This window comes from Flavobacterium sp. (assembly GCF_020217025.1).
Classification (GTDB): domain Bacteria; phylum Bacteroidota; class Bacteroidia; order Flavobacteriales; family Flavobacteriaceae; genus Flavobacterium.
In genome coordinates, this window is the sequence record NZ_JAIWOF010000018.1 from 1 (window position 1) to 10,000 (window position 10,000).

Genomic DNA, 10,000 nt, shown 5'->3' on the forward strand with positions numbered 1-10,000 from the left:
ATTATTTGACAGCAGTTAAAGAAGGGAAAAATCCGAAACAAAATAACATCATCAAATCCTTGAATTTTGATTATTCAGGTCCGATTGATGGTCATGATTTACCTAAATTGATTTCGGAATTAGAACGATTAAAATCGGTTAAAGGTCCGAAATTCTTGCATGTAATTACTACCAAAGGCAAAGGATTACAACTGGCGGAAGAAGATCAAGTCAAATATCACGCACCAGGAAAATTTGATGCTGAAACTGGAAAAATTCACCCGAAAGACGAATCGCATTTACCTCCAAAATTTCAAGATGTTTTTGGACATACTTTAGTAGAATTGGCAAAACAAAACGAAAAAATCATTGGAATTACTCCGGCAATGCCTACAGGAAGTTCCATGACCTATATGATGGAAGCTTTTCCAAAACGTGCTATTGACGTTGGAATTGCAGAACAACACGCTGTTACCTTAGCAGCCGGAATGGCGACGCAAGGAATGGTGGTTTTTTGTAATATTTATTCCACTTTTTTGCAGCGAGCCTATGACCAAGTGATTCATGATGTTGCTTTACAGAATTTACCCGTTATTTTCTGTTTAGATAGGGCTGGATTGGTGGGTGAAGATGGCGCTACACATCACGGCGTTTTTGATATTGCGTACTTGAATTGTATTCCGAATATGATTATTGCAGCTCCAAAAGATGAAATCGAATTGCGAAATATGATGTTTACGGCTTCAGAAGGTTTAAATCATCCGATTGCCATTCGTTATCCAAGAGGAAGAGGCGAAAATGTGGATTGGGAACAACCTTTTGAGAAAATGGAAATCGAAGCGATAAAAGAACTTCAAGAAGGAACGAAAGTGGCAATTTTGTCTACGGGAACTATTGGTAATAATGTAACCAAAGCCTTAAAAGAAGTTGAAAATTCGAAACTATATTCACATTATCATTTTCCTTTTATAAAACCATTGGATGCTGATGCTGTTAAATCCATTATAAATTCTCACGAACAGGTTATTACTATCGAAGATGGCGCAATTACAGGTGGTTTTGGAGAGCAAATCAGCGCCATTATAGCAACCAATAATCTAAATAAATCAATCATAAATTTAGGAATTCCTGATTCATTTATAGAACATGGAACAGTTTTTGAGTTACAACAACTTTGCAAAATCGATGTTAATCATTTAAAACAATTATTTAATACTTATTCAGATGTTTAAAAAAGCTTACCTATTTGGGCTGTTGGTTATTTGTTTACAATCTTCAGCGCAAATTATTAGAACTAAATTACCAGATTCTATTTCATACTGGAAAAAAGAGAATAAAGTAGGTTTAGACATTTCACAGATAACTTTTGTAAACTGGAATGCTGGAGGAAATAATTCTGTTTCTGGGCTCTTGAAAGGACAGTTTATCAGAACATACATTAGAGAAAACATTCATTGGAAAAACGAATTAATTGCTCGTTACGGAATTAACAAGCAAGAGAAACAAGAAATTAGAAAAACAGATGACCAGCTACAAATAAACTCAACATTTGGATATCGAACAGACTCCATTTCGAATTGGTATTACGCCGGAAAATTTAATTTCAATACTCAATTTGCAAATGGATATGCCTATCCTAATACCAATTTAGCAATATCAAAACCCTTTGCACCTGCTTACACATTTTTAGGTATTGGTGCTGAATATTCGAGAAAAGATTTGAATCTGAACCTATATCTTTCTCCTTTAACACAGAAAACAACCTTGGTTTTCGATCAAAGATTGGCTGATCAAGGTGCTTTTGGGGTTGAAAAAGCCATTTATGATGAATTCGGTAATCTTGTGAGAAAAGGTAAAAATATAAGAAACGAAACTGGAATATTAATTACAAATCAGTGGAAAAAAGAAGTGTATAAAAATATTATGCTTGAACACCGAATCGCATTATATACGGACTATATAAATAATTTTGGAAATATTGATGTTGACTGGCAACTTCAATTAGATATGACCGTAAATCAGTATGTAAAAGCCAATATTGGTACACATATTGTTTATGATGATGACATTAAATCAAAAGAGGAAGTAAACGGAGTTCAAGTGATTAAAGGACCAAAAGTTCAGTTAAAACAATTACTCGGAGTTGGTTTAACTTATTCTTTTTAATTGAACAAAAAATAGAGTCGTCAAAGAAGGAAAATTTTTCTTTTCTCTTTTTTAAATAATCTAAAGTTCTGAAAGAGCTTACTTATTTACCTAACTTTTCCTTCATTAAATGAACACTTTACAATGCTATTATCATTTAAGAATCATTAAAAAAAATCCAGTAAAAACATTACTGGATTTTTTTTAAAATATTAGGTCTATTAGCTTAATTATTGATAAGTAACTTTTCAGTATGATTCAAATCATTACCTTTTAATCTTACAATGTACATTCCTTTAGCTAAGTCTTCTACATTAATTAAACATTCTGACATAAAATCAACAACATTTTTAGAAAATACTTGTCTACCATTTATATCAAAAATTGTAACATTTAAATCACCACTATAATTGTGAATCGCTATATTAAAACTTGATTTAGCTGGATTTGGATATAAATTAAACATATCGCTATTTTGGAAATAATTAGCCGATAATGTACAATTAGAACCTGTAGCTGGGGTTGTTCCAGGAGTAGGAACAGTAAAATCTTCTATTTGATCACGAACACCTGCAACACCAGATTTTGTTCCTGAAGAAGCATTTACTCCCATACCTCTTCTAGCAAAAGTTTCCCAAATCATACAGTAGTCTTGTCCATTAGTTGTATTTAAATCAGCTTGAATTATAGCATTTCTACAATCAATCAAGCTAGGGTTTGCAGGAGTTAACTTCATTGCATCAATAACCAATCGCATAACTTTGTTATTACCACCTGTTCCGTTATAAATGTTAGAACTATAACCATATTTATCAATATAATTCCATGTTAAATCCCAAAGCATTACAGCCCAAATGGAACCTAATCCATGAACATCAACTCTATCGGCAGTTCCATCATTATACCATTGATCATTAGTATCTCCAAAAGTATGAGGATTAACCGCCATATCAGTTGAATATCTGTATTCTCTAATTCCTAGACCCGTTGTAGCTTGATTCATTGTAAAAGTACCAATTCCTCTAGCGTCGTTACGAGTATCTCCTGACTTAATTTGCATTACTAACCAAGCCCAATCTGACCAACCTTCTCCAGGCTGCTCTGCTGAACTAGACATACCTGCACCTCCACCAACTAATCTAGTTGAAATACCGTGTCCGTATTCATGAGCAATAATACCATTATCAAAATCACCATCAGAATTTATAAATCCAGTAGGATCATCTTTAATTTTACCATTAACTGTTCCTAATGCCATTTGAGCAATAATTGCTTCACCCACATTGTAACTCACAAAAATAGCCGGTATTGTTAGGGTTGCATCGGAACCAGACATATTTACTAATTGATCTGGATTTGCAGCATCATTATTAACAATGATAACAGCAACTGCACCTGCATTTTGTGCCGCTTTTACTTTTTCAACAAAAGGGCAAACTCCTCTTCTAATAACCGCAATTTTTCCATTTAAAGCCGAAGCATTTACAGCTGGACCACAAGCATCCGAATTATCTGGAGTACCATCATCATAAAGCACTAAATCTTGAGTCACTCCTGGAGAAGGCAATAAAGCAACATTTCCTGGTGAAAAAACATTATTTGAAGCATTATAATCCCCTGCAATAGATGCTGGAGAATTTATAGTTAAATATTTTGGAGTTGGTCCTACATTCCAAAGGTACATTTGCATTCTTGGCTTACTTCCATCGCCTGGAGTAGAGAAGTTTGCATTATTAAAACTTGGAGTTGTAGATTGTGAAGCGTCTTGAGCTTCTGCATTAACAGCATCATTTTGGAGACCTCCTCTACTATAATTTGCTGCTTGAAAATTTCTATTAGCTTCTGTAAAACCATATTGATACCACAAATCGTGCATCACATTATTCATATAAAACAAATTAGTTATTGCTGCATTAATATAGGAAGTAGCAACTGCACCTGTACCCGCATAAGGATGATCAAAAGTTAAATTTGGATAAGTCCCTGAAGAGGCTGCCGCATAAGTTGATGGATTTGCAGGATTTGTGTTAGTGTAGTCTGAGTAAGCAAAAACATTGTTTCCTCTTGTATAATTATAGGTCGTTAATGAACCATTAATTGTGGTACTAGTATTGTGCCATCCATTTGGTGAAGCAGCATTTGTAGCAGGAGCTAAAGCAGTGGTTGCTTCAGGGTTTGTAATTAACTGTCTAGCTGAATGATTAGGACTTTCATAATTCCATGGGATAACTCTATAATTAGTTGTTCCAGGTGACATTAACTCAAATGCATTTGATTTGAACATTTTATGACCAAAATTTACCACAGCATTAGTAGATGTACAACTCGAATGTGATTCTCTTGGTCCAAAATTACAATTATGAACTAAATCGAATTTTTCCAATAAATTACCAGTAGTTGCATCTACTTTTACTTTCCATAAATGCTTTGCATCTTGTGAATAAAATTCATAACTCCATGATAGGATTAAATTACCTTCTTGATTGGGAAAATAAACTAATTCTGCTCTAATTGGATCTTCTGTTAAAACGCCATTAACCAATTCATATTTATTCTTTTCTTCAGAAATAATGGACGTTGAGAAAACATTTTCATTTAATTTTACTAAAGCTTGAGCAAAAGCATCTACAACCCCCAGTCTTGGTTGTGTAGTATTAACTTTAGAAGACAGATTTGAAATAAAGCCTTCAGGTGAGTTAATGATTTCATTATTTTTTATCCAAAAATAAATATAAGAATTGTCTATTTTAATACCACTGTAAGTTTGAAGTACCAAATAATTAACAATTCCAGCAGATTCAACTGTTGTTTCAGTTTCTATCTTCCACTGGTTGAGTTCATTAGTTTTTAAATCGAACTTTTTTTGATTCACATTAATATAATTCTGAATCTTTTCAGAAGGAGACTGTGAGAAAACAAAAAAACTAGATATAAAACTTAAAAAAAATAATGTTTTTTTCATAATAGTTATGGAGGTTATTTTGTTGGAATTCTTCCAAATATAGGATTTTATTTTATTATTTTAAAAAAACAAGATTATTTTAATATTTGTTTAAACATCGAATCACAAACAAAAAAGGCTTCGAAAAACGAAGCCTTTTTTAAAACATCCAATATATCTTAATCTAATTTAAGACTATTTTTTCTGAGTAAGTTAATCCTTCTCCAATTAATTTAACAACATACATACCTGATTGTAAACCTTGTAAGTTTAATGTTTTTTCCATTGAAAAAGGCTCTTCTGTTGAAAAAACTTTTCTACCATTTAAATCAAAAACTTCAACATTAACCAAACTAGAATGATTAGCCAAAGAAATATTTAAAACACCATTTGATGGGTTTGGATAAATTCTAATTCCTTTTAATGCTGCTATATCTTCATTTGATAAAACAGTATTAGTAAATGACCCAGAGAATATGCCTCTACCATAAGTAGCAGCAAATACTTTATTATCATTTCTTAAATCCATATCAGGAACTTTTACATTGCTCATACCATTGTAAGATTGATTCCAAACTGGAGAAGCTGTGTTAAATGTATTGGTATACCAAACTCCTAAATCAGTTCCTATAATTACTTCTTCTGGTCTTAATGGGTTTTGTAAAATACATTTTACTGGTAAATCAGGTAAATTACCTTCCTTGCTAACCCAAGTTGGTGTAGCAGAAGTACCATTTGCAGTATACCAAATACTTGTAACACCATAATTATGCATTGTTACAAAAATTTCATTTTCAGTAGCACCAAACTCAACATCAGAAACACTTCCCACAAAAGCAGGACCTGTAATATCTGTCCATACTTGAGAACCAGCTGCTAAATTCGCATTAGTTACTTTTAACAACTTACTATTTCTTGTACCTATTAACAACGTTGTTGAAGCTGTAGTATAAGGAGAAACTTTTAAAGCTGTTGGGCTATTAGTTAATAATGCATTTGTTAAATTAACTCTAGTTACAAGACCAGATTTTAAATTTCCATATCGCTTAACAATATAACTGGTTCCAGATGAATAATCAACATATAAAAAATCTAAACTAGAATCTAATGCCATAGCTGGATAGAAAGCACCATTTGAAAGATTTGTTTCAGCAGCAGCACTAATAGCTCTTGTAGTTCCTGTTGGTACTGGTCTATAATTAATATTTGCATTATACACATAACTTGAAATATAATATTTATCTGCTCCTTGGTCAAATACAGTTGTTCCACCATCTCCACCTTGAGATTCTACACTTGGATTAACACCTGCACCAACTCCACCAAAATAATTTGTCCCGTTATCCTGAGCTCCAGCAGAAAAGTAATCCCCAACTAAATTTCCTCCTGTAGCCCCAGTTGGCGCTACAGCTACTGAATGAAACTGAGTTACATTAAATCCATTATTTCTTGATGAAGCAGTAGTTCCTGATAAACTTGACGTAAAATAGACACCTCCATCATTTCCAAAAATACCAACATTAGGACTGCCAGGCTTGAAAGCCATTGCGTGCTGATCAGAGTGAACATTTGAAGTCCAGTTAGAAATAGCTGTCCAAGTAGTTCCCCCGTTTGTAGATCTGTATAAGTCAATACCTCCAACATATAAAATTTGATCATTTGTAGGATCTGATTCAATCATTAAATCATAAAAAGCTTGTGCGCCTGTAAAACCATAAGTAGTCTCTCTTGTCTCGTTTCCGGCTGGCAAACCTAAAACAGCTGGAGCAGTAGCAAAACCATCTGTAGTTACTAAAAGTTTAACTTCAATTGTTGGATTTGCAGCATCTGCTTGATCAAGTTCACTTAATACATATAACTTGTTAGCTGTTGTATTGGAAGCTTCAATTTCAACTCTAGTTCCTCCTCCATTTCCTGTAACTGTATACTTATCTACAAATGTAGCACCACCGTTTGTTGAAGCAAAAACTTTTCCTCCACCATCTCCAAAGGTCCAACTATTAGTTGTTGAAACCCAAATTGTACCATTTAGATCGATTTCGATATCATTTGGACAATGTCTGTTTCCTCCAGCTGTTAACGGCAATGTTAATAGAGTCCAGTTAGCACCTCCATCTGTTGATTTATAGACTCCATATGTAGTACTTCCTTGATAGGTTGCATTTGCAGATGAAGAATAATAAGTATCTCCTGCCGCAACATAAATTTCAGATACACCTCCGTTATTTTTAACAACAATATCATTAATATGCTGAATACCAGGAACTATATTCCCTGATGGTACTCCCACCGCTGCAGTGTTTAAGGTTCCATTAACTGTTCCTGAAAGAACCGCAGCTTCAATAATATCTCCATCTTCTTTAGAAATAGCAACAGACGGAATCGTTATTGTAGCATCTGTACCACCCATAGCTGCTGGGCCAGCTCCTGCTGCATTATTCATCATAATTACGGCAACAGCTCCAGCAAGTTGTGCGGCTTTTACTTTAATAACAAAAGAACAAGTACCTCTTCTAATTAATGCTATTTTACCATTTAATGCAGCTGCATTAGTAATGTTATCACATCCATCTGACGAAGGAGCTGTGTCATCTGACACCAGTACAATGTTATTTGTTAATGGACCACTAAGAGCTGTACCAAATGCTGTAGTAGGAATAACAGAATAAGAACCTGCAATCCCTGCTGGGCTATTAATGGTCAAACTTGAAGCAGATTGAAAAGTTGTAGGCCCTGTAATTCCTCCTAAAACTTTAGACCAAGTAAGTCCTCCATTAGTAGACTTCCAAACTCCATCACCACTCACATCGCCAAAAACATAAGACTCTCCTGTTCCTGCATAAAATACATTTGTATTATTTGGATCATATGTAATTGAAGAAACATTTAAATTTTCAGGAATATTAATTCTTGTCCAAGTAGAAGCAGCACTTGATATGTTGGTGTTTTTCCATAAACCACCACTCACACCACCTGCGATAACGGTATTATAAGTAGGATCATTTGGATCAAACATTATTGCTCTTGTTCTTCCTCCAACATTATTTGGACCTCTTTCTACCCAGTTATTATCACTTGCATCACCAGGTGTTCTACCTTCAGCAAGAGCAGCATTTCTTTCTCTGATTAATCTATCTCTTATCAATCTAAGGTTTTCAATATCCGGTTTCCCTGTTTCTGGATTCATTGAAAGTTCCCATTGTTCCTCTAAATATTTATTTGGAGGTAATCCCATCGCTTTTCTTTCCACTTTAGACAAAGCAAGCGTTTTTCTGAATGGGCTATTTGCTAAATGCTGTTCATGTTTTTTTCTTAAAGCAATCGTTTCTTTAGAAGGCTTTTCTTTTTTTGAAGCGACTTTCTTAGAATTACTAGGTAAGCTTACTTCATTAGTCACTTTATTTTTTTGAGTTTTTTGAACATCCGTTTGAGAATTTCCAAAAACAAAGAAAAAGAAAGCAACTACAGTTAGTAGTAATTGTTTTTTCATGGTAAAATTGAGGTTAATATTATTATAATTTCAACAAAATTAACATTTTACGTGAAATTTAAAATTTTTTTACCATTTATTTTTTCATTTTCATTTATTTGCGTGAATTGTCTTATATAATTCTAAAGCTTTGCCATCTGTTAACAACGAAACAAAGTGACAAATATGTAACAGTCTGTCGTACAGACTCTCTTTTTGAAATTGGAAACGTTCTGGTAATAATTTCATTAGTAATTCATCGTAATTGGAAGCCGTACCCTTTACTTTTTTATTATATGCGGTGCAAAATCCATCTAATAAACTATTGATGATTTTATATCCCATTACTTCTTTCTGAATTACTTCTTTACTTTGATAGACGTTTTTGATACTGATTTGGATAATGTCATTCATTTGTGCTTTGTACTGACTTTTATCCATCAAAGCAAATGGAAATTCTCCAGCCAAAATAGCTTGTTCGTTTTCCATAAAAACTGCTACAGCATCGTTGATTAAACTTCCAATAGCTAAGGCACGCAAATAACTAATTCGATCTTCTTTAGTAAGTAATTCGTTGTATTTTTTGGTATCAATTCCGTTTTTAACTAGTTTGATTAGGTATTCTAATGCGTATTCTTCCGAAATCCAACCTAAGTTAATGCCGTCTTCAAAATCGATAATCGTGTAACAAATATCATCTGCTGCCTCAACTAAATAGGCTAACGGATGACGCTCAAAACCAATATCGTTTCCTGATTTATTCGAAATTAATCCTAACTCATTAGCAACCTCAGCAAAAAAGGCTTTGTCTTGCTGGAAAAAACCGTATTTTTTATCACAGATTTTTTGTGTTGGTTTTTTTGGCAAACTTTCTTTCGGATATTTCATAAAAGCACCCAAAGTCGCATACGAAATACGCAAACCGCCTTCGATTCCTTCTCGGGAAGAAGCTAAAACTGAAAATCCATTGGCATTGCCTTCAAAATCGATTAGATCTTGCCATTGTTTTTCGGTTAATTGGTCTTTGTATTGCAATCCGTTTCCAGTTTTGAAATATTCGCCAATGGCTTTTTCTCCCGAATGTCCGAAGGGTGGATTTCCGATATCATGAGATAATGCCGCAGCAGCTACAATCGCACCAAAATCATTGGCTTGATAACCATGCACTTCTTGTAAATGCGGATATTTTGCAATAATTTGCTTTCCAACTAAACGACCTAAAGAACGTCCAACAACAGAAACCTCCAAACTATGCGTTAGTCGGTTGTGTACGAAATCGGTTTTGGAAAGTGGAATGACTTGGGTTTTATCTTGCAGACTTCGGAAAGCAGCAGAAAAAATAATTCGGTCATAATCTACTTCAAAGCCTAAACGGGTGTCGTCTTGTTCTTTTCGTAAACGTTTACTGGTGTCGCCTTGTCTTTTTAAGGACAATAATTGTTCCCACTGCATCATGTGATTTATAA

Annotated in this window: 5 protein-coding genes; 2 read left to right on the forward strand and 3 right to left on the reverse strand. The window is 33.9% G+C overall.

What is annotated here, in order from left to right:
- The coding region (locus LDL23_RS00740) for a 1-deoxy-D-xylulose-5-phosphate synthase (protein ID WP_291263993.1) at positions 1–1,211 on the forward strand (1,211 nt) is incomplete at its 5' end.
- Positions 1,204–2,145, forward strand: a complete 942-nt coding sequence (locus LDL23_RS00745) for a DUF3078 domain-containing protein (RefSeq protein WP_291263994.1) — start codon at positions 1,204–1,206, stop codon at positions 2,143–2,145. The genes LDL23_RS00740 and LDL23_RS00745, both read left to right, overlap by 8 nt.
- A gap of 205 nt (positions 2,146–2,350) precedes the next feature.
- On the opposite strand, the gene LDL23_RS00750 is transcribed toward LDL23_RS00745, so the two are convergent.
- The 3 genes from LDL23_RS00750 to dgt form a co-directional block, all read right to left on the reverse strand.
- Entirely contained in the window at positions 2,351–5,086 is a 2,736-nt protein-coding gene (locus tag LDL23_RS00750; RefSeq protein ID WP_291263995.1) for a T9SS-dependent M36 family metallopeptidase, read from the reverse strand.
- A gap of 163 nt (positions 5,087–5,249) precedes the next feature.
- Entirely contained in the window at positions 5,250–8,555 is a 3,306-nt protein-coding gene (locus tag LDL23_RS00755) for a PA domain-containing protein (RefSeq protein WP_291263996.1), read from the reverse strand.
- Between the two features lie 90 nt (positions 8,556–8,645).
- Positions 8,646–9,986 (reverse strand): dGTP triphosphohydrolase, encoded by a 1,341-nt coding sequence (gene dgt / locus LDL23_RS00760; protein ID WP_291263997.1) that lies wholly within the window; start codon positions 9,984–9,986, stop codon positions 8,646–8,648.
- Between the last annotated feature and the right edge of the window lie 14 nt (positions 9,987–10,000).

Coding starts and splice junctions, on each gene's coding strand:
- LDL23_RS00755 (WP_291263996.1), bottom strand. CDS start 8,555: ATGAAAAAACAATTACTACTAACTGTAGTTGCTTTCTTTTTCTTTGTT.
- LDL23_RS00750 (WP_291263995.1), bottom strand. CDS start 5,086: ATGAAAAAAACATTATTTTTTTTAAGTTTTATATCTAGTTTTTTTGTT.
- LDL23_RS00745 (WP_291263994.1), top strand. CDS start 1,204: ATGTTTAAAAAAGCTTACCTATTTGGGCTGTTGGTTATTTGTTTACAA.
- dgt (WP_291263997.1), bottom strand. CDS start 9,986: ATGCAGTGGGAACAATTATTGTCCTTAAAAAGACAAGGCGACACCAGT.